The organism is Rhodococcus sp. Ni2, from assembly GCF_021352185.1.
Taxonomy (GTDB): domain Bacteria; phylum Actinomycetota; class Actinomycetes; order Mycobacteriales; family Mycobacteriaceae; genus Rhodococcus_F; species Rhodococcus_F qingshengii.
The window spans coordinates 277,379-300,731 of the sequence record NZ_WOXZ01000002.1 but is presented as its reverse complement, the minus strand read 5'-3'; the positions used below and the strand labels follow the sequence as shown (position 1 = coordinate 300,731).

Annotated in this window: 24 protein-coding genes; 7 read left to right on the top strand and 17 right to left on the bottom strand. The window is 62.1% G+C overall.

Annotation, left to right across the window (positions count from 1 at the left end):
- Nucleotides 1-825: an Abi-alpha family protein gene (locus GN300_RS15015; RefSeq protein WP_003945623.1), complete on the top strand. Its 825-nt coding sequence runs from the start codon at nucleotides 1-3 to the stop codon at nucleotides 823-825.
- Between the two features lie 67 nt (nucleotides 826-892).
- Here GN300_RS15015 and hsaB read toward each other — a convergent pair whose 3' ends face one another.
- The 4 genes from hsaB to hsaA are packed head-to-tail and all read right to left on the bottom strand — an operon-like array spanning nucleotide 893 to nucleotide 4,440.
- A complete protein-coding gene (gene hsaB, locus GN300_RS15010; RefSeq protein ID WP_003945677.1) occupies nucleotides 893-1,477 on the bottom strand; it encodes a 3-hydroxy-9,10-secoandrosta-1,3,5(10)-triene-9,17-dione monooxygenase reductase subunit in 585 nt (194 codons plus the stop codon).
- A complete protein-coding gene (hsaC, locus tag GN300_RS15005; RefSeq protein WP_003945585.1) occupies nucleotides 1,474-2,376 on the bottom strand; it encodes an iron-dependent extradiol dioxygenase HsaC in 903 nt (300 codons plus the stop codon). The genes hsaB and hsaC overlap by 4 nt, the downstream gene beginning before the upstream one ends.
- Nucleotides 2,376-3,254: a 4,5:9,10-diseco-3-hydroxy-5,9,17-trioxoandrosta-1(10),2-diene-4-oate hydrolase gene (gene hsaD / locus GN300_RS15000; RefSeq protein ID WP_003945808.1), complete on the bottom strand. Its 879-nt coding sequence runs from the start codon at nucleotides 3,252-3,254 to the stop codon at nucleotides 2,376-2,378. The genes hsaC and hsaD overlap by 1 nt, the downstream gene beginning before the upstream one ends.
- Before the next feature lie 10 nt (nucleotides 3,255-3,264).
- Nucleotides 3,265-4,440 (bottom strand): 3-hydroxy-9,10-secoandrosta-1,3,5(10)-triene-9,17-dione monooxygenase oxygenase subunit, encoded by a 1,176-nt coding sequence (hsaA, locus tag GN300_RS14995; RefSeq protein WP_039973406.1) that lies wholly within the window; start codon nucleotides 4,438-4,440, stop codon nucleotides 3,265-3,267.
- Nucleotides 4,441-4,635: 195 nt separating this feature from the next.
- Here hsaA and GN300_RS14990 point away from each other — a divergent pair, with 195 nt between their 5' ends.
- Nucleotides 4,636-5,796, top strand: coding sequence for a Rieske 2Fe-2S domain-containing protein (locus GN300_RS14990; RefSeq protein WP_003945847.1), 1,161 nt, complete (start codon nucleotides 4,636-4,638; stop codon nucleotides 5,794-5,796).
- 2 nt (nucleotides 5,797-5,798) lie between these two features.
- Nucleotides 5,799-6,170 (top strand): hypothetical protein, encoded by a 372-nt coding sequence (locus tag GN300_RS14985; protein ID WP_003945499.1) that lies wholly within the window; start codon nucleotides 5,799-5,801, stop codon nucleotides 6,168-6,170.
- Nucleotides 6,171-6,240: 70 nt separating this feature from the next.
- On the opposite strand, the gene GN300_RS14980 is transcribed toward GN300_RS14985, so the two are convergent.
- The 7 genes from GN300_RS14980 to GN300_RS14950 form a co-directional block, all read right to left on the bottom strand.
- Nucleotides 6,241-7,074 carry a hypothetical protein gene (locus GN300_RS14980; protein WP_063315036.1) on the bottom strand — a complete coding sequence of 278 codons (834 nt, stop codon included), beginning with the start codon at nucleotides 7,072-7,074 and terminating at the stop codon, nucleotides 6,241-6,243.
- A gap of 197 nt (nucleotides 7,075-7,271) precedes the next feature.
- On the bottom strand, nucleotides 7,272-7,898 hold the full coding sequence (locus tag GN300_RS14975) for a TetR/AcrR family transcriptional regulator (RefSeq protein ID WP_007734097.1): 627 nt from the start codon (nucleotides 7,896-7,898) through the stop codon (nucleotides 7,272-7,274).
- A 74-nt stretch (nucleotides 7,899-7,972) separates the two neighbouring features.
- The gene (locus tag GN300_RS14970) at nucleotides 7,973-9,229 is read right to left on the bottom strand and encodes an NAD(P)/FAD-dependent oxidoreductase (RefSeq protein ID WP_063315037.1); all 1,257 of its coding nucleotides are present in this window, start codon (nucleotides 9,227-9,229) and stop codon (nucleotides 7,973-7,975) included.
- Entirely contained in the window at nucleotides 9,229-9,420 is a 192-nt protein-coding gene (locus GN300_RS14965; protein WP_007734094.1) for a rubredoxin, read from the bottom strand. The genes GN300_RS14970 and GN300_RS14965 overlap by 1 nt, the downstream gene beginning before the upstream one ends.
- Before the next feature lie 30 nt (nucleotides 9,421-9,450).
- Entirely contained in the window at nucleotides 9,451-9,621 is a 171-nt protein-coding gene (locus tag GN300_RS14960) for a rubredoxin (protein WP_007734092.1), read from the bottom strand.
- Nucleotides 9,618-10,793, bottom strand: coding sequence for an alkane 1-monooxygenase (locus tag GN300_RS14955; RefSeq protein WP_003945652.1), 1,176 nt, complete (start codon nucleotides 10,791-10,793; stop codon nucleotides 9,618-9,620). Before GN300_RS14955 ends, GN300_RS14960 begins: the two co-directional genes overlap by 4 nt.
- Before the next feature lie 171 nt (nucleotides 10,794-10,964).
- A complete protein-coding gene (locus tag GN300_RS14950) occupies nucleotides 10,965-11,441 on the bottom strand; it encodes an HIT family protein (RefSeq protein WP_054826824.1) in 477 nt (158 codons plus the stop codon).
- 140 nt (nucleotides 11,442-11,581) lie between these two features.
- Here GN300_RS14950 and GN300_RS14945 point away from each other — a divergent pair, with 140 nt between their 5' ends.
- Entirely contained in the window at nucleotides 11,582-13,189 is a 1,608-nt protein-coding gene (locus tag GN300_RS14945; RefSeq protein ID WP_063315038.1) for an FAD-dependent monooxygenase, read from the top strand.
- On the opposite strand, the gene GN300_RS14940 is transcribed toward GN300_RS14945, so the two are convergent.
- From GN300_RS14940 to GN300_RS14915, 6 genes are read right to left on the bottom strand one after another with little or no spacing between them, the layout of a single operon-like run.
- The gene (locus GN300_RS14940) at nucleotides 13,176-13,664 is read right to left on the bottom strand and encodes a VOC family protein (protein ID WP_058227278.1); all 489 of its coding nucleotides are present in this window, start codon (nucleotides 13,662-13,664) and stop codon (nucleotides 13,176-13,178) included. The genes GN300_RS14945 and GN300_RS14940 overlap by 14 nt on opposite strands.
- A complete protein-coding gene (locus tag GN300_RS14935) occupies nucleotides 13,661-14,413 on the bottom strand; it encodes an SDR family NAD(P)-dependent oxidoreductase (protein WP_003945607.1) in 753 nt (250 codons plus the stop codon). The genes GN300_RS14940 and GN300_RS14935 overlap by 4 nt, the downstream gene beginning before the upstream one ends.
- Nucleotides 14,414-14,416: 3 nt before the next feature.
- Nucleotides 14,417-15,460 (bottom strand): 4-hydroxy-2-oxovalerate aldolase, encoded by a 1,044-nt coding sequence (dmpG, locus tag GN300_RS14930; RefSeq protein ID WP_007734084.1) that lies wholly within the window; start codon nucleotides 15,458-15,460, stop codon nucleotides 14,417-14,419.
- Nucleotides 15,457-16,359: an acetaldehyde dehydrogenase (acetylating) gene (locus GN300_RS14925; RefSeq protein WP_054826815.1), complete on the bottom strand. Its 903-nt coding sequence runs from the start codon at nucleotides 16,357-16,359 to the stop codon at nucleotides 15,457-15,459. Before GN300_RS14925 ends, dmpG begins: the two co-directional genes overlap by 4 nt.
- 8 nt (nucleotides 16,360-16,367) lie before the next feature.
- Nucleotides 16,368-17,153 (bottom strand): 2-keto-4-pentenoate hydratase, encoded by a 786-nt coding sequence (locus tag GN300_RS14920; RefSeq protein WP_042449395.1) that lies wholly within the window; start codon nucleotides 17,151-17,153, stop codon nucleotides 16,368-16,370.
- A gap of 3 nt (nucleotides 17,154-17,156) precedes the next feature.
- Complete coding sequence (locus GN300_RS14915) at nucleotides 17,157-18,755, bottom strand: FAD-binding protein (RefSeq protein WP_063315039.1); 1,599 nt, start codon at nucleotides 18,753-18,755, stop codon at nucleotides 17,157-17,159.
- Between the two features lie 115 nt (nucleotides 18,756-18,870).
- Here GN300_RS14915 and kstD point away from each other — a divergent pair, with 115 nt between their 5' ends.
- From kstD to GN300_RS14900, 3 genes are all read left to right on the top strand, one after another.
- Nucleotides 18,871-20,595: a 3-oxosteroid 1-dehydrogenase gene (gene kstD / locus GN300_RS14910; protein WP_007734077.1), complete on the top strand. Its 1,725-nt coding sequence runs from the start codon at nucleotides 18,871-18,873 to the stop codon at nucleotides 20,593-20,595.
- Nucleotides 20,585-21,442 (top strand): MaoC/PaaZ C-terminal domain-containing protein, encoded by an 858-nt coding sequence (locus GN300_RS14905; protein ID WP_003945880.1) that lies wholly within the window; start codon nucleotides 20,585-20,587, stop codon nucleotides 21,440-21,442. The genes kstD and GN300_RS14905 overlap by 11 nt, the downstream gene beginning before the upstream one ends.
- Before the next feature lie 69 nt (nucleotides 21,443-21,511).
- Entirely contained in the window at nucleotides 21,512-23,275 is a 1,764-nt protein-coding gene (locus GN300_RS14900; RefSeq protein ID WP_007734073.1) for a cholesterol oxidase substrate-binding domain-containing protein, read from the top strand.
- The last annotated feature ends 78 nt before the right edge of the window (nucleotides 23,276-23,353 follow it).

Below are 23,353 nucleotides of genomic sequence, written 5' to 3'. Positions count from 1 at the left end.
ATGAGTGAGCACGACCATCGCATGATCGTCGAAGCGGAATCGTACGACTGGGCTGCGGACATCACGCCGGTCGAATCCGTCGAAAAGCGTCTGATCCGTAGCCTCGTCGGGCTGACCGCCACGACGACGCTCACGTCGATCAAGCTGACGGGTTGGGCTTTCGGAACGGCGAAGGAGGCGACGCGGCAGATCGTTCAGGCTGCGGCCGAAGCCGCGGCAGAGGCCGCTGAATCGGCCAATGTTCAATCCGAACGTCGGGCCGAGAACTCCAACGGAGACGGCTCGCGGACCGAGAACCTACGGGCAGCAATGGCAACTCGAACCAATCGCAAGCAGAGCGTCGAGGCCACTCTCGCGGCGCTGCGGGCACGTGGCGACAGATTGCTGGACCGTTCCGCGGACGTGACCGATCGTGACGATCTGCACCCGGCCTACGACCGGATCCTCGACGAGATCGCGCCCGACGAAGCCCGAATTCTTCGGCTGTTGGCCACCTCCGGTGCGCAACCGAGCGTGGACGTACGCACGGCGCGGCCGTTCGGCGTCGGCTCGGAGATGATCGACGAGGGTCTGTCGATGATCGGAGAACTGGCGGGATGTCGCCATCTGGACCGCATCAGCGCGTACCTGAACAACCTGCATCGGCTCGGTTTGGTGGCGTTCTCACGCGAGCCCGTCGAGGCCGACCGGTACCAGGTGGTCGAGGTACAGCCGTCGGTGATCGAGGCGGTCAAGCGAGCCGGACGATCCAACAAGATAGTGCGTCGTAGCATCCTGCTGACGCCGTTCGGTGACGACTTCTGTCATACCTGTTTTTCGCTGTAGGGCCTCCGGCCCTGTGCGCCTTTTTGGTAGTTACCACTACCAAAAAGGCGCACAGGGGGCTTGCCCCCTACAGCCAGGTATCTTCTGTCGTGGTCGTCAGGAACGCTTCCAGATCGTCACGCCAGGTAGCCGGAACAGTCTTGTCCGGCTCGATGCCCGTGTACTGCCCGCGATAGAAGAGCAGCGGGCGTTCGGTCTTGATCTCACTCATCGACGACACCCGACCGAAGACGACGTAGTGATCGCCGCCGTCGTGCACGGTTTCCACCGTGCAGTCGATGTGTGCAAGGGACTTGTCGATGATCGGCGAGCCCAGAGGCGATGGCGTCCAATCGATGCCGGCGAACTTGTCCGGCTCACGTGACCCGAAACGAGCACACACCGCCTGCTGTTCCTCCGCCAACACGTTGACGGCGAACTTACCGGTCCGCTCGATTGCCGCCCACGACCGAGAACCCTTGGTGGGGCAGAACAACACCAAAGGCGGGTCGAGTGACAGGGCCGCGAAAGACTGACATGCGAACCCGACAGGCTCACCGTCGTCGACTGTCGTGATGATGGTGATACCCGTGCAGAATTGCCCGAGAACCGTGCGGAACTGGCGTGGATCGATCGCCTGCTCCGCACTCACCGACGCGTCGGGCGAACTCACGGCTTCATTCCCACCGTGAAGTCGTGACCCCACAGGCTCACGGCCGTGCTTTCCCTCGCGATCCAGTTTTCGTCCTCGACCTCTAGCCCCTCACAACCGAATTCGATGTCGAACCCGCCTGGAGTCTTCATGTAGAACGAGAGCATCTCGTCGTTGACGTGGCGACCGAGAGTCGCCGACATCTTGACCTTCTTGCGCAGTGCCCGGTCGAGGCACAGTCCGACGTCGTCGGAGTTCTCCACTTCGAGCATCAGGTGCACGATGCCCGTCGGGTTGGGCAACGGCAGGAACGCCAAGCTGTGGTGACGCGGGTTGCAGCCGAGGAACCTCAGCCACGCCGGGTCGCCGTCCGCGGGCCGGCCGACCATCTGCGGAGGCAGACGCATCGAGTCGCGAAGCTTGAATCCGAGTACGTCGCGGTAGAACCGCAGCGAAGCATCGTCGTCATCGGTGGTGAGCACGACGTGGCCGAGGCCCTGCTCACCCGTCACGAACCTGTGCCCGTACGGGCTCACGATCCGGCGGTGTTCGAGAGCAGCTCCGTGGAACACCTCGAGGGAGTTGCCCGAGGTGTCCTCGAACGCGATCATCTCGACGACGCGACGGTCCTTGAGCTGCTCCGCCGTGCCTTCCTTGAACGGAACACCGGCTGCCGACAACCTGTCACGGATATCCTGCAGCTCAGCGGCATTCGCGGTTTCCCAACCCGAGACGAGCAGACGGTCCGTGTCGTTCGGAACGATGACAAGGCGCGCCGGGAAGTCGTCCATACGCAGATACAGCGATTCCGCGTCGACGCCCTTGCCCTCGATCATTCCGAGGATCTTGAGTCCGTATTCGCGCCACGCAGCCATGTCGGTGGCCCCGATGCGCATGTACGCCAGAGATCGAATACCCATCATTTACCTCCGTCGAGCAGGAAGTCGGTTGCGAGCCGGTTGAATTCGTCGAACTTCTCGAGCTGCGCCCAGTGACCGCAACCGCCGAAGACGTGGAGCTGCGCGCGCGGGATCATCTTGAGCGCGACCAGTGCGCCGTCGAGAGGGTTGACCCGATCCTCACGGCCCCAGATCAGCAACACACGCTGACGAAGCTTGTACGCCTCGCGCCAGAGCATGCCGAGCTCGAAGTCACCGCTGGAGAAGGACTTACCCATCGCCTTGGCCGCAGCCAGCGACTCGGGAGTGCTGGCGGCAGCAAAACGTTCGTCGACGAGTTCCGGCGTGATCAGCTTCTGATCGAAGACCATGATCCGCAGGAATGCTTCGAGGTTTTCTCGGGTGGGCTGGTAGCTGAACTTTCCGAGGTTCTTGACGCCCTCGGTGGGGTCCGGCGCAAACAGGTTGACACTCAGACCGCCGGGGCCCATCAGAACGAGGCGACCCGCACGGTCCGGGTAGTCGAGCGCAAAGCGAACAGCAGCGCCACCACCGAGCGAATTGCCCAGCAGATCAACGCGACCGGTGATCTCGAGCGTGTCCAGGAGATCGTTGAGCGCCGACGCACTGTGCACGAAGTACTGCGGATGCTCCGTCGGCTTGTCGGACTGCCCGTAACCGGGCTGATCGACCGCGATGACGTGAAAGCTCTTCGCCAACACCGGAATGTTGCGGGCGAAGTTAGACCACGACGACGCGCCTGGGCCACCGCCGTGCAGCAGCACGATGGTCTTGTCGTTTCCGACGCCCGCCTCGTGGAAGTGCAGTTTCAGATCGGGGCGCACTTGCGCGAACCGTGAAGTGGACTCGTAGGTGAGGGCTTCTTCGGTGGTTGTCACTGAGCCTCCTCTAGACCATCGTGTCGGTGATCGGCAGACCGAATTCGCCGGTTCCGAACATGACGTAGGCGCGTTCGGGATCGTTGGCGGCGTGGACGCGACCAGCGTGAGCATCGCGCCAGAAACGCTGAATAGGAGTGCCGTTCTGCAGCGCCGTGGCGCCGGAGTTCTCGAAGAGCTTGTCGATCGAGGCGATCGCGCGGCCCGTGGCGCGCACCTGGTCACGTCGAGCGCGCAGCCGCAGTTCCATCGGAACCTCTTCGCCCGCAAGGATCAACGCGTACTCGTCGGCGACGTTGCCGGAGAGCTGACGCCACGCGGCGTCGATGTCGCTGGACGCCTCCGCGATGCGCACCTTGGCAAACGGATCGTCCTTCGACTTCTCGCCGGCGAACGCAGCGCGCACACGCTTGCCCTGGTGCTCGACGTGCGCTTCGTAAGCTCCGTAAGCCATTCCGACGATCGGTGCCGAGATCGTCGTGGGGTGAATGGTTCCCCACGGCATCTTGTAGACCGGCGCGGTGTTGTTCTCGAGGCCCGGGGCGGTCAGTTCGCTCATCGCCCGGAAACTCAGAACGCGATGCTTGGGAACAAAAACATCCTTGACCACAACGGTATTGGAGCCGGTTCCACGCAGACCGACCACATTCCACACGTCGTCGATCTGGTAGTCCTCGCGAGGAATCAGGTAGCTCACGAAATCGACTGCGCGGCCGTCCTTGAACACCGGACCACCGAGAACGGCCCAGCTGGCGTGGTCACAACCCGAAGACCACGCCCACGCACCGTTGACTTTGTATCCACCCTCGACTACTTCACCCATACCCATCGGGGCGTAAGAGGACGAGATGCGAACGTCAGTGTCGTTGCCCCACACGTCTTCCTGTGCCTGCTGAGAGAAGAGGGCGAGGTGCCAGTTGTGTACCCCGATGATCGAGGAGACCCACCCTGTGGAACCACACGCGCTGGCGATCTTCTTGACCGCGGAGTAGAACAGCACCGGATCGGCTTCGTATCCGCCCCACTGCTTCGGCTGCAGCAAGCGGAAGAAGCCTGTTTCCTGAAGAGCCTTGATGGACTCGTCGGGGATACGACGCAGATCCTCGGTCTCCTGTGCGCGCTCGCGCAGTGCCGGCAGTAGTGCGTCGAGCCTCTGCATCACCTCGTGGCTGTCATGGTTACCCACTTCGACGCTCCCGTCTTCCTCGATCGGTTGGTTCACTTACACTTGAGACTAGAACACGTTCTCTTTTCTGTCGAGACGCTGACAAAGGTCCCGTTTGTGGCCGCAATGCTGTAACAAGTGCCCCCAAAATCTGGCGGAACCGGATCGAGTTCTATAACGTGTTCTACTAACAGCTAGAAGGGATGTGAGGTCACAATGGCGCAGATTCGCGAGATCGACGTCGGAACGGTGCAAACTCGTTTCGCCCGCGGTTGGCACTGCCTGGGTCTACTGAAGACCTTCAAGGACGGCAAACCGCACGCGATCGAGGCTTTCGGTACGAAGCTCGTGGTGTTCGCCGACAGCAAGGGCGACATCAAAGTTCTCGACGGATACTGCCGTCATATGGGTGGTGACCTCACACAAGGCGAGGTCAAGGGCGATTCCATCGCCTGCCCCTTCCACGACTGGCGCTGGGGCGGCAACGGCAAGTGCACCGGCATTCCTTATGCCCGCCGCGTGCCTCCGCTCGCACGCACCCGCGCGTGGACGACCCTCGAGCAGAACGGTCAGCTCTTCGTCTGGAACGACCCCGAGGGCAATCCGCCGCCCGAAGAGATCGTGATTCCTCGTATCGAGGGTGCGTACAGCGACGAATGGACCGACTGGACCTGGAACTCCATGGTCATCGAGGGGTCTAACTGCCGCGAGATCATCGACAACGTGGTCGACATGGCGCACTTCTACTACATCCACTACGCCTTCCCGACGTACTTCAAGAATGTCTTCGAAGGTGAGATCGCCACTCAGTACCTCAACACCACGGGCCGTCCCGACATCGGAATGGCCTCCCAGTACGGCGGCGACACGCTGCTTCGCTCCGAAGCTGCGTATTACGGACCGTCGTACATGGTCAATCCCCTGTGGAACAGCTACAGCGGATACGAGGTCGAGAGTGTTCTGATCAACTGCCACTACCCGATCAGCCCGGACTCGTTCGTGCTGCAGTGGGGCGTGACGGTGAAGAAGCCGACGGGTGTCTCCGACGAGATGGCCGACAAGTTGGCCGGCAAGTTCACCGAGGGCATCAGCGAGGGATTCCTGCAGGACGTCGCGATCTGGAAGAACAAGACCAAGATCGAGAATCCCCTTCTCTGCGAAGAAGACGGCCCCGTCTACCAGCTACGACGCTGGTACGAGCAGTTCTACGTGGACAAGGCCGACGTCACCGAGAAGATGACGCAGCGCTTCGAGTTCGAGGTGGACACCACCAAGGCAAACGAAGCCTGGCACGCCGAGGTCGAGGAAAACCTCGCACGCCAGAAGGCCGAGAAGGAAGCTGCAGCAGAAGCGGCAAAGAAGGAAGCAGAGGTCTAGTCGTGAGCGCCTCGATCGGAACCGACGCACGGTGGGCTCGTTGGGCCAAGGCACCGGACTTTGCCGGGCAAACGGAACGGCTCGAGGCGATCGCGGCCCAGACGATCGAGGACAAGCACGAATACCTCGACTCGGGTCTGCAGGAAGTCGACTGCAAGGCATGCGGCGCGTGCGTACTGGTTCGCAAGAACACGTACAAACACACCAGCGTTCAGTGGACTTCCGACCCGGCGCTGCGTTGCCACACCTTCAAAGAGGCAATTGCTTCCGGGCAGTCGTCGGCATTGAAAGACGGATGCCCGAAACTGCACGACAGCATCGCCGACGCGGTTAGGGACGGCACCATCACGGTGCGTGATCCCGAGGTCAGCTGACCTGATTGTGTAGAACGAGGGCCGACCCACGGGTCGGCCCTCGTTTTACGTTCCAGCGCCCGCGCGTCCGTCAGGCAGGCGGTCGCACCTTTCGTGCAGCCACCGCGTAGACGTCGCTCGACGTGGTGAGAGAGTTCTTTCCGCTGGCCGCCGGCACTCCCCCGCGTAGATTCACGGCCCAGTTGAGCGCACCCAGCGGTCCACACCCGCTGGCTCCCGGCGCCGCAAACACCGCATCCGAATGTGGGACTGCCGGGAACACTGCACCGGGGAACTCACCGATAGGTTCCGACGGAGGGTTTCCGGTTGTGGTCAGGTGAAGGTTGATCGGATTCGAAACCGAACCGATGTAGCAATCGTCACCGAGCAAGGGATTAGACAGTTTCAATCGAACAGGCATGGTGAGTTCCTGCTCGAGAACCTTCAGATCCGGGACTCCCACCGATTCCACTGTCGCGCTGATCTGAGTCAGTCCCAGCGGAGTATCGATCCCGAGAGCACCTCCGGGTACCGAAATCGGATTGGAATAGACCCCGTTGGACCCGTCCTGCTTGGCGACGAACGTCTCGATGAAACTGTTGTCCGACTGGGTCGCGTATTTCACTCCGCCCGCAACCTTGAGGCTTCCGTCCGGGATCGGCACCGAAAGTGCGCCCAATTTCATGGTCCCTCCGCGAACTACGACGCTGGCGCACGTCGTCACCTCGAGATCCTCGATCGGGCACGTGCCCCAACCGTCGAAGGTCAACGGATCAACGGCTGCCGCACCGGAGGAACCGAGCGATCCGCTGCCGGAAGACCCTGACGATGATTCGTCGGCAATTGCCACACCTGCACCGGCCATGACAAATGTTGCAACTAGCGCGACTGTCGACATCACTCGAGATTTGTTGCGGCTCTTCATCTTCGAATTCCTCCACCGTTGACGGAAATTCACGCGAGCCACCCCCTGCGGATCGCACCTCGATCTACGCCCGGCACGCTACCGAGAAGTGAGACGCGGATTCACACATAACGACGATATTTCCCACCAAAGAACTACGGCGATCACGCTCGATCGAACTTCCGTCCTAGCCCGGAAACCGTATCGATCCTGTCGGCTCAGTTCGGTTCGACTGTGCCCGAACCGATGACCTGATCGAGGAACGGCCCGAACATCTCCCCCAGGTTCTCGGCGATCTGATCGGGGGTACCGAAAGACAACGTCACGTGACTGATCGCCAGACGCACTATCGTGCTGCCGAACATCTCGGCATGGATGCGGTCGACGTTCGCCCAACTGGTCATGAAGATCTCGGCCAACCTCGCGCTCGCATGTTCGAGCAGCGGAGTCCCGTCAGTGGTGACCAAGCTCAGCAGGTCGTGCTGCGGCCGGGGACCGACAATGCTGACCACCATCGGATCCCGGGCACCGGCGTCGAAGAAGGCACGGAAGGCTGCCGAGACCGCGCCCCGCGGATCCGAATGATGGAGCGTTACTTCGCGTTCCACCTCTTCGAGGAACTCGTCAACGAAACGGATGAGGTATCCGGACGCCAATCCCTGGCGGGACGTGAACTCCTTGTACAACGTCTGCCGGCTCATGCCCGCAGCTTCCGCGATATGCGCCATCGTGATGTCGTTCCACGATTTCTCGGTCAAGAGTTCGCGTGTGGCGTCGAGCGCTGACGCACGGAGGAGTTGACGAGCTGCCTCGTGGTACGGGACACGGGCACGAGCGGTGGACATATCGGGAAGATTTCCATCGCCCGTGCTCGGTGTCAAAACGGTGGACACGCAAGCCACAGAAGTCACGAGTGCACTCAGAGCACCGGTGAGGCGACAAGACCCGCCGCAAGTTCGGTCAGATCCCTGTTTGTATCGGCGAGTACGTCGGCGCTGATGTCCGGGGAGCGTTCGATAAGGGTTCGGACGGCACGAATGTCCTTCGGCCGGCCCACGCTCACAGCACCGACGATATTTCCGTCGCGCATGCAGATCGCAGTGAAGTCATAGGAGTCCAAGTCTCCTCGAACAATCACGGTGTCGTCCGCGCCTGGCCAACCCGCTACTTGAATGTTGCGGCCGAATTGGTTCGACCAACTCCAAGGGACGGATTCGAAGGGTTCTTCCTTCCCGACGATGGTCTTGGCAACTGCAACTGCGTGGTCCTGCGCAGTGTTCCAGTGCTCACCACGGTGCATGCCGCCGAGAAAACCGTTGGGCACGTTGGCCACATCGCCGATCGCGTACACATTATCGACAGACGTCCGGAGGTATCCGTCTACCGAAATCCCGTTGTCCACCGCAATACCCGCCGCAGCAGCCACATCGGTATCGGGCAAGGATCCGATTGCGACGACGGCCAAGTCCGCTGTCCACTCGCGTCCGTCACGCGCACGTGCGGTGACGCCGTCGGCACCCGTCGTGAGCGTCTCGAGGTCAACTCCCGTCTGCAAGGCGACGCCCGCCGAGGCGTGCAGCGCGGCGATCTTCTCCGCTATCGACGGTGGAAGCAGCCTGGACAGGGGCACCGGTTGCGCTTCGAGAACCTGCACACTGCAACCCAAGTCGCGTGCCGTTGACGCCACCTCCGATCCGATCAAGCCACCGCCGACCACCAAAAGCGAGGATCCTTCGATCAGCTGGGATTGCAAGCGTCGCATGTCTGCGATATCCCGAAGATAGTGAACGCGCTCAGAATCTTCCGCGGTCAACCGTCGGGACCGTCCACCCGTGGCAAGAATCAGAACGTCGTAGTCGATGCTGTCACCGTCGGCTAAAAGTACTGTGCGGGAATCTGTGTCGATACTCGTGACAGTTGCGCCGATCCGAAGATCGATACTCTGCTCGGTCCAGAAAGTCGACGGCCGCAACCGAGCCCGATCGATCGACGCTTTCCCGGACAGTAGCTCCTTCGACAGCGCTGGGCGGCGATACGGCTCCTCAGGTTCGCTGCCGATCAGGATGATGCTGCCGCCGAACCCTTCCTTGCGCAAAGCCTGCGCCGCACCGGAACCGGCGATACCCGTGCCCACGATCACGACGGTCCGGGTGTCGGGCTCGCTGACCGCTGTCATCAGCGGTCCACCTCCACCATTTCGAAATCGACTTTGGCAGCACCACAATCGGGGCAGGACCAGTCTTCGGGAATCTCGTCCCAGCGAGTACCCGGCTCGATACCGTCGTCGGGCCAGCCGATCGCTTCGTCGTACTCGAACCCGCACTGGAGGCAGCGGAACAATTTGTATGCAGTGGCAGTCTCGGACATCGGTTTTCCTTTCACCGGTGGGTAATTCGATCAGGATTGCGTGACGAGGGTGAAGTCGACCTTCTCGCGGACACCGCAGTCGGGGCAGCACCAGTCGTCCGGAATGCTCGACCACGGTGTGCCGGGCGGAAAGCCTTCTCGCGCAGCGCCTGTCGATTCGGTGTACGTGTAGTCGCAGATCGGGCAGATGTAGGCGTTCATGCGTTCACCCCGTAGGCTGCGAGGATCTTGGCCCGCTTCTTCGGCGCGATGTTGACCTGGGTGATGTCACCTCGGTAGTGCTCGAGAACGCGGTGGTCCATCACCTTGCGCCACAGGGGCGGAACTGTGGCGAGCATGATCATGCTGGCGTAGCCGCTCGGGAGCTGAGGGGCCTCTTCCATACTGCGAAGCGCTTGGTAGCGCCGTGTCGGATTCGCATGATGATCGCTGTGCCGCTGCAAGTGATAAAGGAAGACGTTGGTGCAGATGCGATCACTGTTCCAGCTGTGCGCCGGCGTGCATCGCTCGTACCGTCCGCTTGCGGTTTTCTGACGCAGGAGTCCGTAGTGCTCGAGGTAGTTTATCGCTTCGAGCAGCGAAAACCCGATGAACGCCTGGATCACGAGGTACGGCGCGATGCCGATCCCGAACACTGCAAGCGCGACACCGAACAGGACTACAGACATGAGCCAGGCGTTGAGCACGTCGTTCTTGATGCTCCAGTGCGTGGTGCCCAAACGCTCGAAGCGGGTCTTCTCGAGATGCCACGCCGACTTCAATCCCCCGCCGACGCTGCGCGGCCAGAAACCGTAGAGGGTCTCACCGAAGCGCGAGGTCGCCGGATCTTCCGGAGTCGACACTCGCACATGGTGGCCACGGTTGTGCTCGAGGTAGAAGTGACCGTAAGCACTCTGCGCGAGAACGATTTTGGACAACCAGCGCTCGACGCTCTCCTTCTTGTGCCCGAGTTCATGGGCGGTGTTGATGCCGATTCCGGCCGTCACGCCGATCGTCACGGCCAGTCCGATATTGGAGAGGACGCTCAAATCCCAACGCGCCCAGATGTAGCAGGACAGGAAGAAGGCCGTGTACTGCAGCGGCAGATAGGCGTAGGTGCACCACCGGTAGAAGCGGTCGTTCTCGAGTTCGTCGATCACCTCGTCGGGCGGATTCTTCCCGTCCTCACCCGCCAGGATGTCGATGACGGGAATGAGAGCAAACGCGATCAGTGGGCCGGTCCACCAGAAGACATTCCATCCGGTGGCGGTAACAAGCCCCACGGCGATGAAAGTTGCCGATGACGGAATCAGCGCCAACAGCCACAAGTAGCGTTTCCGGTCTCTCCAAGTTGCGAGCCGACCATCTGGCTCGGTGTACACCAACGCCGCCATCGAATTCTCCAGTTCTCGTTCGGATCAGTGAGTGCGTCCTGCGCGGTAATCCGCGACACGAACAACATCTATGTATAGAGAGTGGACAAATGATGGCGTTTTGTCAACGATTTTTGAGGTAAAAGTTTTACAAACACGCAGATTTGTACATCACTAGGATGTGGCGGGAGATCAGCGTTCAAGGAATCGAGGGCGCAAAAGTGCGCCGAAAGGCGCTCGCGCCTCAGGCGGAACGTAGGCCGCCTCGCCATGCCGGGAATACAGGTGGTCGTCCTCGTATCGCGGAAATACGTGGACGTGGTGGTGCCAGACGTCCTGGTTGCCCGCCGGTTCGTTGTGCTGCCGGGTCGAGACGCCGTCGCAGCCGTAGGCTTCACGAATTGCAACAGCCACGGCCTGAACCAGGTCGAAAACCGAGTGCCCGACGCTCGTGGGCAAAGTGTAGAGATTCTCGAAGTGCTCGATCGGCGACACAAGTACGTGGCCGGGGTTGCCCGGCCACCACTTCGGGGAAATCCGAGCGATTGCGTGGTCGGTTCGAGCAACCAGGTCGGTCGACGCGTTGTGCTCGTCGAACTCGCCCAGCGCGAAGCGACAGAACGGGCACCGGTACCCAGGCGGCTCATGATGCAACTCGCCTGCCTTCACGTCGCGATCTTCCCACGACCTCAACGTCTGCGACCCGTGTGGAAAGCCCCAAAATGCCCGATCTGCGCGAATTTCCCCAAAACAAAAGTTCGCGTACCCATACTGAAATGACCGACTGTCCCCGACGTGAGTGGGTCCTCATGGATACCGACGTATTGGTAGCGGGCGCCGGCCCGATCGGATTGACCACCGCGATCGAGCTGCGCAGACGCGGTGTCTCCTGTCGAATAGTCGACCCCCTCGACGAACCGCGGCAATACGCGAAAGCAGTCGGGATTCAGCCACGCACTCTCGAACTCTTCGAGAACATGGGGGTGCTCCGCCAGGCACTCGACGCCTCGACATTGATGCGCGGTCAGATCATGTACACGAACGGCGTCGAGGTCGGCCGCGTCGACCTCACCCTCCCCGACGACGTTCCTTACTGGTTTCTCTGCCTGCCTCAGTACTCGACGGAGCGCATCCTCACCGAGCGCCTCACCGAGTTGGGAACAACCGTCGAACGCGGAGTCGGCCTCACCGCATTCGAACAGTCCGACGACGCCGTCACCTGCACCCTCAGCGACGGCAGCACTGTGACAGCCCGGTACCTGGTGGGTTCCGACGGCGCGCACAGCGTGGTCCGCAAAGGGCTGGGCCTGAGCTTCGAGGGCGGCGCGTTTGCCGAGAGCTACATGCTCGGCGACGTCGAAGTCGACTGGTCGATACCCAGCGGCTACTCCGTCCGCGCCAACCACACCGCCGACGACGGAACCACCGACGATCTACTCGTCTGCATCCCACTTCCCGGACACAAGCGGTACCGCATGTCGATGCTCGTTCCGGACGAGTTGATGCCGGACGAATCGTCGAACAAAGCCGCTGTACAACACGGTTTTTCAACCGGCAAGACACCTGAACTCCATCACATCCAGGCCGTGCTCGACAGACTGTCCCCAGAACCGACAACCGCCTCGATGCTGCGATGGTCCTCGGTCTTCCGCATCAGCCACCGCATCGTCGACGCTTACAGCCGCGGACGGGTTTTTGTCGCCGGCGACGCCGCGCACATCCATCCCCCGACTGGCGCGCAGGGCATGAACACCGGGATCCAGGACGCCCACAATCTTGCGTGGAAGATAGCGCTCGCCGTCAAAGGTGTTGCGAAAGCGGATCTTCTCGAGACCTACGACGCCGAAAGGCGGCCGGTCGGTGAAGAAGTCGTCGGGATGACGGTCCGAAATGCTCGAGAAGGAATCGGTTCGGGAGAGTCCTCCATCGACACGGCAATGCGGCGCCAGGCTCAATTGTTGATCGACTACTCGGAGAGTCCGCTGAACACCGGGCGTAATTCTTCGAGTCCACACGTTCAACCGGGCGAGCGTGCACCCGATGCACGCGGAATGCGCCGAGACGGTGTGCAGTATCCAATTCGGTTGTTCGACTTGCTGTCCGGAGTCGACCACACGTTACTGCTGACTTCGGACGGATCCGCGGAGAGCATCAACAGCTTGGAGAAGGTCGCCGACGCCGCAATTCGATCAGCGCACGGCTTGCTGGACGTCTACGCGATAGTGCCACCGGGAACCGTGACCGTCGACTCGCTGGTGCCGATCATCGAGGACAACGCCTCGCAACTGTGCGCCGCGTATGGGGTCGAAGGTACGGCGGCGCTGGTCATTCGCCCCGACGGCTACCTCGGATTCCGTGGTCACCCGGAGAACGTTTCCGATTACTTCACGAAAGTGTTTGCCGTCAATCAGGAATGAGCGAAGCGAACATCAACCGAATCTCGGGCGAGAGCTTCATCAACTCGACGTATCCACCCAACGGCCCGGCATCGAGGTAGGAGAACTCCATGCCGGCGCCCTCTACCCGACCTTGTTGCACCACCGACATTCCGCGACGCTCGGCCTCGAGCAGCGTCGCCTCGTAATCGCCTGGAACCCAAGCCATGTGATGAACTCCGACGCCGTGAGTCTCCAGGAACTCCGTGTACAGGTTGCGTCCGGACACTGGTTGGATCAACTCGAGCTGTTGGCTGCCCGCATATCCGATCGACACGTGAACGACATAGTCCGCGGGCTCACCTCGATACGTTGTGGTCTCGGGACCAAAGGCGATGTCTGGCATACGTAGCCATCGCTCCACTCCCCACTGCCGAGTGAACTCCTGTTCGGCGGCCTCGATCTCCTCGACCGCCCAGCAGATCTGGAAGATCGGTCCCGAGACCAACGGGGTCATGCCATTTTTCCGTTGTCCACCGAGTAGACGGCCCCGTGTATCGCCGAGGCGTCGTCGGAGGCGACGAAAGCCACCATCTTCGCAACGTCCTCGGCTTCCATCAAGCCACGCGGCGAGGCAACCTTCATGACGAGGTCGAAGTCGACTCCGTCGGGGAAGGTGAATCCGGTGACTTGAGGAGTCATCATGCCGCCGGGGCAGATTGCGTTGACACGCAGAGACTTTCCGGTGAACTCCATCGCCATCGCTCGGGTCAGTCCGATGAGTCCGTGCTTGGCAGCACAGTATCCAGCCGAGTACGCCTGCCCTTCCAGTCCCGCGATCGAGGAGACGTTGACGATGTTGCCGCCCCGTTCCAGCAAGTGCGGCAGTGCTGCTCGGGAAAGGAAGAACGGTCCGTTCAGATTGACCGCAAGGTCATGTGCCCATTCGGAATCCGCAATGTCTGCCGTGTGGCGCAACGAGTGCGATCCCGCCACGTTGACGAGGATGTCGATACCACCGAGTTCGTCGACGCACGCCTGCACGGCCGCATCACACTGAGCGGAATCCGAGACGTCCGTCGCCGCGAAACGACGCTCTCCATCCGCGCCGACCACCTCGACCATCGACTGTCGCAGCTTTTCCTTGTCGCGGGCGATACCGAAAACCTGTGCGCCCCTGCGGTGGAGTATCTCGGCCACCGCGCGCCCCAACCCTGAGGACGCGCCGGTCACCAAGGCCACTTTTCCGGCCAGTACGTCTGCCATGACCTAGGAAGCCGCTGCTTCGCGCTGGAGTTCCAGCGCGATGTCGATCAACTGATCTTCCTGTCCGCCGACCAACTTGCGCTTACCTGCGCGCACCAGCAGTTCCGCGGACGACACTCCGTACCGCTCGGCCTGACGCTCGGCATGCTTGAGGAAGCTCGAGTACACGCCGGCGTAGCCCATCATCAGTGCCTGACGATCGAGCAGGCACTCCTGCGGCATTGCCGGGCGCACAACGTCTTCGGCTGCATCGGCGATCGCGAAGAAGTCGATACCGGTCTTGACTCCGATCTTGTCGCAGACACCGACAAACGCCTCGACCGGGGCGTTGCCGGCGCCGGCACCGAACCGACGGGTACTACCGTCGATCTGCTTGGCTCCCGCACGAACTGCCGCAATGGAATTGGCGACGCCCAGGCCCAGGTTCTCATGTCCGTGGAAGCCGACCTGAGCGTCGTTGCCGAGTTCCTGAACCAGCGCCTCGACGCGATCGGATACCTGCTCGAGCACCAGCGCGCCGGCCGAGTCGACCACGTACACACACTGGCAACCCGCGTCGGCCATGATGCGAGCCTGCTTGGCCAGCTTCTCCGGCGGAATCGAGTGAGCCATCATGAGGAATCCGACTGTTTCGAGTCCACGCTCACGCGCGAGGCCGAAGTGCTGGATGGATACGTCTGCCTCGGTGCAGTGAGTTGCAATGCGGCAGATGGACGCACCGTTGTCCTGTGCGATGACGATGTCGTCCTTGATGCCCAACCCGGGCAGCATCAGGAAGGCGATCTTCGCGTTGGTCGCCGTCTCGACTGCAGCTTTGATCAGTTCCTGCTCGGGAGTCTTCGAGAAGCCGTAGTTGAAGGAGGATCCGCCGAGACCGTCGCCGTGAGTGACCTCGATGACCGGCACTCCGGCTCCGTCGAGGGCACCGACGATGGCTCGTACTTCGTCGACGGTGAACTGATGACGCTTATGGTGGGAGCCGTCGCGCAGCGACGTGTCGGTGACGCGGATGTCCCAGCTCGAATCGAAATGAATCATGTCGCTCATGCCTTCACACTCAGAAGCTTCTGGGCGATTTCCTCGCCCACCTTGGTGGCTGCTGCCGTCATGATGTCGAGGTTGCCCGCGTACGGCGGCAGGAAATCGCCTGCGCCTTCGACCTCGACGAACGTGGTGACCGTTGCATAGCCACCGGAAACGACGCTCGGTTCGTCGAACTGCGGTTCGTTGAGCAACCGGTAGCCGGGCACGTACTGCTGGATGTCCTTGACGACGCGGTGAATGGAGTCGGTGATCGCGGCCTGGTCGGCGTCTTCGGGGATAGCGCAGAAGATTGTGTCGCGCATGATCATCGGCGGGTCCGCGGGGTTGAGGATGATGATCGCCTTGCCGCGCTGTGCGCCGCCGATGGTCTCGATACCGCGGCTGGTGGTCTTGGTGAACTCATCGATGTTCGCGCGAGTTCCCGGGCCGGCGGACAATGATGCAACGGAGGCGACGATCTCGGCGTACGCCACGTCGACGACACGCGACACCGCGTAGACGATCGGAATGGTTGCCTGCCCACCGCAAGTGATCATGTTGACGTTGGGTGCGTCCAGGTGCTCACGCAGGTTCGCGGGCGGAACCACAGCCGGGCCGACCGCGGCCGGAGTCAGGTCGACGGCACGGATACCGGCGGCCTCGTAGCGTGGTGCTGCCTCGCGGTGCACGTATGCCGACGTCGCCTCGAAGACCAGGTCCGGTTTCTCCGCCTGGCTGAGCAACCAGTCGACGCCCTCGGCGGAGGTCTCGAGTCCCATCTTGCGGGCGCGCGCCAATCCTTCACTCTCGGGATCGATTCCGATCATCCATCGCGGTTCGAGCCACTCGGAACGCTGCAGTTTGTACAACAGATCGGTACTGATGTTTCCCGATCCGACGATCGCCACACTTGCCTTGGTCATGACTACTCCTACGTGAACTGAAGAGAGACGGAACCGAGGCCGCTGAACTCGGCTCGGAAGTTGTCGCCTGGATGAGCGTCGATCGCTCGCGTGCACGAACCCGGCAGAACGATGTCGCCGGCCTTGAGCCGAACTCCGAACGTGTCGACCTTCTGCGCCAACCACGCGACAGCGGTGACCGGGTTACCGAGAACCGCATCGCTGCGCCCCTCCGCAATCCGCTCCCCGTTGCAGGTCAGCACCGCGTCGATGGCCTTGATGTCGATGTCCGACGGGCGAACTCGTTCCTTGCCGAGGATGAACCCGGCGGAGGACGCGTTGTCCGCGATGGTGTCCGAGAGGCCGATCTTCCAGTCCTTGATCCGGCTGTCGATCAACTCGATGGACGGCGCATAGGCGACAGTAGCGTCGATGACGTCTTGTTCGGTGCACCCGGCGCCCGGCAGATCTGCTCCCAGAATGAAGGCGACCTCCACCTCGACGCGCGGGAAGCAGAAGCGCGACGTGTCGACCGGACGGTTCTCGAACTCTTCCATCTCGGCGAGCAGGTGACCGTAATCTGGCTCGTCTACGCCCATCATCTGCTGCATCGCCAGTGACGAGAGTCCGACCTTGTGTCCGACCACCTTTGCGCCACCGGCAACACGACGCCGGATGTTGATGAGCTGGATCTCGTAGGCGTCGACGACGTCGATGTCCGGATACGTGGCGATCAGCGGGCTGATCGGAGCGCGATCCCGTTCCGCCGAATCAAGATGGTCGGCAAGTTCGCCGCGGATCTGCGTCGAGAGCATCGTTCAGGCCTTTCCGACTGTGGAGAATGCGGCTGCGTGCTGACCGGCTCGTCGTCCGGAGAACACGCAGTCGGCGAGCGACAAGCCGCTCACATACGAGTTGGAACAGATACCGACCGCGGTACGGCCGGCGGCATACAGACCAGGGATACCCTCCCCGGCCTCGTTTTTCACCATGCCGGACGATTCGTCGACCACCAATCCACCGAGCGTGAGCATCGGGCACGGATTCATCATGTTGGGCTTGATCGAGACGTCGTACATCGTGAACGGCGCAGACAGTATCGGCCTGACGAAGTCTGACGGTTTACCCATCGGATCAGGTTGTCCGGCAGCGGCAGCGGAGTTGTGCGCGTCGACGGTGGCTTGAAGGCCGGCGACGTCTATCCCCGCTTTGCGGGCGACCTCGGCAATGGTGTTGCCACGCACTGCAGTACGCATCATTCCGGTGGTCTGTACCCGCTGGAACCACATCGACTGGTCACTTATCTGCGATTTCGCTTCGCGAACGAGTTCGGAATCTGCCAGCAGCCAACCGATTCCGCTGCTCTTCTCCGCCATCGCCTGACCGAGAGCGGCACCGTAACGGGACTCGTCGACGATTCGCGCACCGGATTCACCCACCAAAATGGAACCGAGAAAAGCACTCGGCGGGACGATGAATCGCCAGGCGGACACATTGCCGAGCTTGTCGGTGGCTCCCCCGGCTTCGATACCGAGGTTGATGCCTTTGCCGTCGTCCCCGGAGGTGCCGAGCGGGATACCGCCCTTGTACGCGGGGGCATGGGTGCGCATCATCTCGCGATTGGACACGAAGCCGCCGGCGCTGAGGATCACGCCGCCGCGTGCCTGGATACGAATCCGCTTGGCGTGCTTCTTCTCGATCTTCGCGATCAGTGCGTCGAGAATCGTGCGCAACTGCGGTGCGTAGACGCCGGGCTTGGAGGACAAGGACCCGAGCGTCGCGTGACGGCGACGAACTCCGGCAGGTGCGTCACGCAGCGTCAGTGCTTCGACGCCGAGCACCCGGCCGTCCTCGATGATCAGCCGGTCCGCTCGCGTCTGGCCGAGCAACTGGACGCCCTTCGCCTCCGCGGACTTCGCGAGCGGGCCGTACAGCATCTTTCCCGACGTGCCACGCCCCTTGGCGCGATGACCACGCGGAGCAGGTTTTGCGATGTCACGGAACCCGCCGGCCGATTCGCTACCCGAGAAGTAGAGGTAGTGCTTGTTGCTCGGGTACGACGTCTTGTACGGACAGAGTGAGGCCTCGAACGGCACGCCGTGACTGCGCAGCCAGTCGATCGACGCCGGGCTCTCGTCGACGAACCGGCGCAGAGTCTGCGGCGTCACCGCGTCACCGACCTCGCGGTTCAGGTAGGCGAGCATGGCTTCGGGACTGTCCTCGACACCGGCTTCCTTTTGAATCACGGTGCCGCCGCCGGCGTAGTAGATTCCTCCGGAAATCGTGCTGGCCCCACCGCCGAGCGCTCGGTCGATCGCCAAAACCGACGAACCGGCCGCTACCGCTTCGAGCGCCGCACTGGCGCCCGCCACACCGAACCCGACCACAAGGACGTCAACCGAAGTATCCCAGGTCACACCGCACCATCCTCAATCTCACTGCAACGTGTTTCGTTATCAATGACAACGTCCGGAAATACTTCCTGGCAGAAAGCATGGACTGACACCCCCATCATTCTATAACGTGTTCTACATGAGCAAGCAGGAATACGACATCGTCGTCGTCGGCAGTGGTGCAGCAGGTATGACAGCGGCCTTGACCGCAGCCCACCAGGGCTTGAGTGTGGTCATCGTGGAGAAAGCCGCCCACTACGGCGGATCGACCGCCCGTTCCGGTGGTGGGGTCTGGATCCCCAACAACGAGGCACTTCAAGCGGACGGTGTCACCGATACACCGGAGGCCGCACGTTCCTACCTGCACAGCATCATCGGCGACGTTGTCGCTCCCGAACGCATCGACACCTATCTCGAGCGCGGTCCCGAGATGCTCTCGTTCGTGTTGAAGAACAGCCCGCTCGAGCTGCAGTGGGTTCCCGGCTACTCCGACTACTACCCGGAAGCACCCGGCGGACGCCTCGGTGGCCGCAGTGTCGAGCCCACCCCGTTCGACGGCAACAAGTTGGGCGCCGACCGCAAGAACCTCGAGCCCGACTACGTCAAGGCCCCCAAGAACTTCGTCATCACCCAGGCCGACTACAAGTGGCTCAACCTGCTGATGCGCAATCCTCGCGGACCCCTGCGCGCCATGAAGGTCGGCATGCGATTCCTCGCAGCGAAGGCCACCAAGAAGGATCTGCTGGTTCGCGGCCAGGCACTGGTCGCCGGTATTCGACTCGGACTTCAGTCCGCCGGAGTACCCATCCTGCTGAACACCCCGCTGACCTCCCTGTACACCGAAGACGGCGCAGTTCGCGGCGTCAACGTCATCGTCGACGGCGAGGAGCAGGTCATCCGCGCTCGCCACGGAGTCGTGTTGGGATCCGGCGGATTCGAGCACAACAAGGAAATGCGTGAGAAGTACCAGCGCGCACCTATCGGCACCGAATGGACCGTCGGCGCGAAGGCAAACACCGGCGACGGTATCCGCGCAGGCCAAGAAGTGGGCGCTGCAGTCGATTTCATGGACGACGCCTGGTGGGGCCCGTCCATTCCGTTGACCGGCGGACCGTGGTTCGCTCTCTCCGAGCGCACCCTCCCGGGCTGCATGATGGTCAACATGTCGGGCAAGCGCTTCGGCAACGAGGCTGCTCCGTACGTCGAGGCGACCCATGCGATGTACGGCGGTGAGTACGGTCAGGGCGAGGGCCCCGGCGAGAACATCCCGACGTGGATGATTCTCGATCAGCGCTACCGCAACCGCTACACGTTTGCCGGTATCACTCCCCGCTCCCCCTTCCCCGGCCGCTGGCTCAAGGCCGGCATCGTGGTCAAGGCGGGAACCATCGCCGAATTGGCAGAGAAGACAGGGCTTCCCGTCGCATCGCTGACCGAAACCGTCGATCGGTTCAACGGCTTCGCGCGCAACGGCAAGGACGAGGACTTCGGACGCGGTGACAGTGGTTACGACGCGTACTACGGCGATCCCCGACTGAAGAACCCCAGCCTCGCCGAAATCAGCAAGGCTCCGTTCTACGCCATCAAGATGGTTCCGGGTGACCTCGGCACCAAGGGTGGTATCTGCACCGACGTCAACGGCCGAGCACTACGCGAAGACGGAAGCGTCATCGACGGCCTCTACGCGGCTGGCAACGCGAGCGCTCCGGTCATGGGCCACACCTACGCCGGACCAGGCGCGACCATCGGTCCCGCAATGACTTTCGGTTACTTGGCCGTACTCGACATCGTCGAGCGTGCGAAGAAGGCCGAGACAACCGAAGCACCTGCAGCTGAAAAGACGGCGGTCGACCATGCCAATTGATCCGAAGATCGCACTCGGCGCCGAGCTTGCGCCACAAGAGTTCTCGTGGACCCCGTCGGACGTGCAGCACTACCACTTGGCATTGGGGGCAGGTGCTCGTCCGCTTGATCCGAACGAGCTTCGATACCTCGACGACGAAAAGCCTCAGGTACTACCCACCTTTGCCACCGTCGCCGCCAACTTCCACGCCACCGAAGCACCGAAGGTGTCGTTCCCCGGCGTCGAAATCGATCTGGCGAAGGTAGTCCACGGGAGCCAGGAAGTCACTGTCCATCAGCCGATCCCGGCAAGTGGAAGTGGCCGCACTACAACTCGAATCGCCGAGGTCTGGGACAAGGGCAAGGCCGCGGTGATCGTGCAGGAATCCGTCACGGTTGACGCCGAGGGCAACCCGCTGTGGACAGCTCGCTCGTCCATTTTCGCCCGCGGCGAGGGTGGTTTCGGGGGTGAACGTGGTCCGTCGGAGTCGATTACGCTTCCGGATCGCGAAGCAGATGAGACAGTGGTGACGCCTGTGCTTCCACAGCAGGCTTTGCTGTACCGGATGTGTGGTGATCGGAATCCGTTGCACTCGGATCCGCAATTCGCCTCCGCGGCAGGCTTTCCAGCGCCTATCCTGCATGGACTGTGTACTTACGGAATGGTCTGCAAGACCGCAGTGGATACCATGCTCGACGGCGACAGCAGTCGGGTAGCCGGATTTCGGGCCCGCTTTGCCGGGGTCGTATTTCCCGGCGAGAACTTGAGTATCCAGATCTGGAAAGACAATGGGCGACTCCTGATCTCAGCTTCTGTATTGGAGCGCGAAGCTCCTGCCCTGGCTGACGTAGTTCTCACTCTTGTCTGATACCAACCTGTCTGATACCCACCTGTTAGAACTCACCGTAGTTCTCGAACCCGATGGAGTAGCCCGAAGATGACGGCACAAGACGAAAAGTTCCGACTGTCCCGACGAGGTTTCATGGCCGCTGGAGCCGGCGCCGTGGCAGCGACCGCATTCGCCGGCTGGACGCCGGCCTACGCCGTCCCCGCCGGCTCTTCCGGCTCCGCGGGTGGTCCTGTCTCCACCCTCACGCCGCCGCCTGCCTTCCCCGAAGGCATCGCGCTGTACCAGCAGGCATATCAGAACTGGTCCAAGGAGATCATGCTCGACGCGATCTGGACCTGTTCGCCCAAGACGCCCGAAGACGTAGTCCGCCTCGCGAACTGGGGCCATGCCAACGGCTACACCATTCGTCCCCGCGGTGCCATGCACGGCTGGACGCCGCTGACCATCGTCAACGGTGCGCCGGTCGACAAGGTCATCCTCGCCGACACCACGGTCCACCTCACCGGAGTCTCCGTCAACGCCGGTGGCAGCCCAGCCACCGTCACCGCAGGACCCGGCGCGACCCTCGACGCCATCACGACCGCACTGCAGGCACAGGGCCTCGGGTTCGCGAACCTGCCGGCGCCGGGTGTGTTGACCATTGCCGGCTGCCTCGCCGTCGACGCTCACGGCGCAGCTCTTCCCGCCGAAGGCGAAGCACACGTTCCCGGACAGACTTTCGGCTCACTCTCCAACCTCGTCACGTCGCTGACCGCAGTGGTCTGGAACGGCAGCGAGTACGCGCTGAAGACGTATGCACGTAGCGACGCGGCGATCAAGCCGCTGCTGACTCACCTCGGACGCACCTTCCTCACCTCCGTCACCTTGCAGGCCGCCCCCAATTACCGCATGCGCTGCGTCAGCCACACCGACATCGGTTGGCAGGAACTCTTCGGCGCCCGCGGAGCGTCCGGACGCACCTTCGAGAAGTTCGTCCGCGAAAACGGTCGCGCAGAAGCAATCTGGTACCCCTTCACCGAACGCCCGTGGATGAAGGTGTGGTCACTTGCCCCCACCAAGCCGCCGTTCTCGCGTGAGGTGACCGGACCGTACAACTACATCTTCTCCGACAACCTCCCGGAGCCGGTCACCGACATGATCGGCCAGATCAACTCCGGAAACCCGGGCATCGCACCGGCATTCGGGCAGATCATGTACGCCACCACCGTTGCCGGACTCGCCGCGACGTTCTCCAACGACCTGTGGGGATGGTCCAAGGACGTCCAGTTCTACATCCGGGCCACCACCCTTCGTCTGACCGAGGGCGGCGGAGCCGTCATCACCTCGCGCGCCAACATCGGCCAGGTCATCCACGACTTCACCCAGTGGTTCAACGGTCGCATGGAGTACTACCGCTCTATCGGACAGTTCCCCCTCAACGGCCCCGTCGAAATCCGTTGCTGCGGCCTCGATCAACCGTCGGATGTCGAGGTCGACTCGGCAGGCGCCCCCACCATCTCGGCCATGCGCCCTCGGCCCGACCATCCGGAATGGGACACCGCCATCTGGCTCAACGTCCTCGGCGTCCCCGGAACCCCCGGCATGTTCGCGTTCTACCGCGAAATGGAACAGTGGATGCGTAATCACTACAACAACAACGACGCCACCTTCCGCCCCGAGTGGTCCAAGGGCTGGGCGTTCGGCCCCGACAAGCCGTACACCGACACCCCGATCATCACCCAGGGCCTCCCCCAGACCTACCGCGACGGCGTCCCATCGAGCGACAACTGGGACACCGCCAACGCCGCATTCAACGCGTTGGATCCGCACAAGGTCTTCAGCAACACCTTCCTGGACCAGTTGCTGCCTTGAGGTTCAAGTACTGAGCGCACACTCTGACAACTCGACGGTCGTCGCCACTCCCCTTACTTTCGGGAGTGCGGCGGCCGT